Below are 1,285 nucleotides of genomic sequence, written 5' to 3'. Positions count from 1 at the left end.
TTTTTTCTGGCTATAACGGATTTGGGGGGTGACCTTTTGACTGGATTTTTAGAGTGCTTTCGTTCATGGTTAAGTTGCAAAGCATAACCTGAAAAATGAAAGGAGCAACGAAAATTCAGACAACAAAGCCAACTCCCCGAAAGAATCGTACAATTGTACTCCCCTTTGATCAAGAGAAATATATGGTTTCGATTCAGGATCCCAAAAAATTCAAAAGAATAGTGGACAATTTCATCGAAAAGCATTCCGAGCTTTTCCCCGATGGAATCCGGAACGGATACGGGTTGAAGGATATTCGGCGTTCTAAAAAGCTTAACGTGCCTACAAGGCGAATCACGGTGGATTCGATCACGTACACGGTCAGGCCTTCCTTCGTGATGCCATACCACACAGCCTTTGCAGAAGACGTCGAAAAGGCCCTGTTTCTCAGAAAGGTCAACGTACCCTTTTGGGCCTTAACTTACGTCTTCGGCCGGAACGATATGTACTGGTACCGCATGGAACAAAGCCTGGGCAGGAACAGCCTTGTCGGAACCACGGTCAAGTCACCCGAATGTCTCCCCGGCAATCTTGGGGCGGATGAGAAGCACAGCCGGCGTAAAGGTGAGAAGGTTTATGTGCCAACAACCGTTGGCGATCAATGCATATTGGGTGCTTCCGTCAGCAAAGACGCAGGAGAGCGTGGCTTGAGTAAAGGATATGGCGTATTCAAGAATGAGGCCTTGAATTTGAACCCGGAATACGCTCCCAAGTCCGTGAATACTGATGGATGGCAGGCTACCATGAACGTATGGAAGATTCTATTTCCAACCATTTTTGTCGTATGTTGCTTCCTGCACGTCTTTATAAAGATTCGTGACAGGTGCAGCAAGAAATTCGGCGCGCTTTTCAAAACTGCGGCAGACAGGATTTGGAACTGCTACGAGGCCACTTCGAAGGCATCCTTTTCCCAGCGGGTTCGCAGACTCTGCGAATGGGCCGTGAGAGATGGGGTTCCGGACGTCATATCCAAACCGATTAAGAAATTGAAGGAAAACCTCCCAATGTATTCAAAGGCCTACGATCTTCCAGGATGCCTCCGAACCAGCAATATGGTCGACAGGCTGATGCAGAGAATGGACCGACACCTGAATTCTGCGTTTTACTTTCATGGGAGTTTGGCTTCTGCGGAACTGAGCATCAGGGGGTGGGCGCTTATCCACAATTTTGCTCCATGCAACCCAAAAACGATAAAAAATCACGATGGATTGAAAAGTCCGGCAGAGTGGCTAAACAAATCCAGCTA

1 protein-coding gene is annotated in these 1,285 nt (G+C 47.7%); it reads left to right on the top strand.

Translation table 11 applies throughout. The annotated features are described in order from the left end of the window. Positions 1-182: 182 nt before the first annotated feature. The coding region (locus Q366_RS21505) for a hypothetical protein (protein WP_156968250.1) at positions 183-1,285 on the top strand (1,103 nt) is incomplete at its 3' end.

The sequence above is a fragment of the Desulfobacter vibrioformis DSM 8776 genome, from assembly GCF_000745975.1.
Taxonomy (GTDB): domain Bacteria; phylum Desulfobacterota; class Desulfobacteria; order Desulfobacterales; family Desulfobacteraceae; genus Desulfobacter; species Desulfobacter vibrioformis.
Note: the sequence above shows the minus strand (reverse complement) of the source record. Positions and strands in the feature narration are given on the sequence as shown.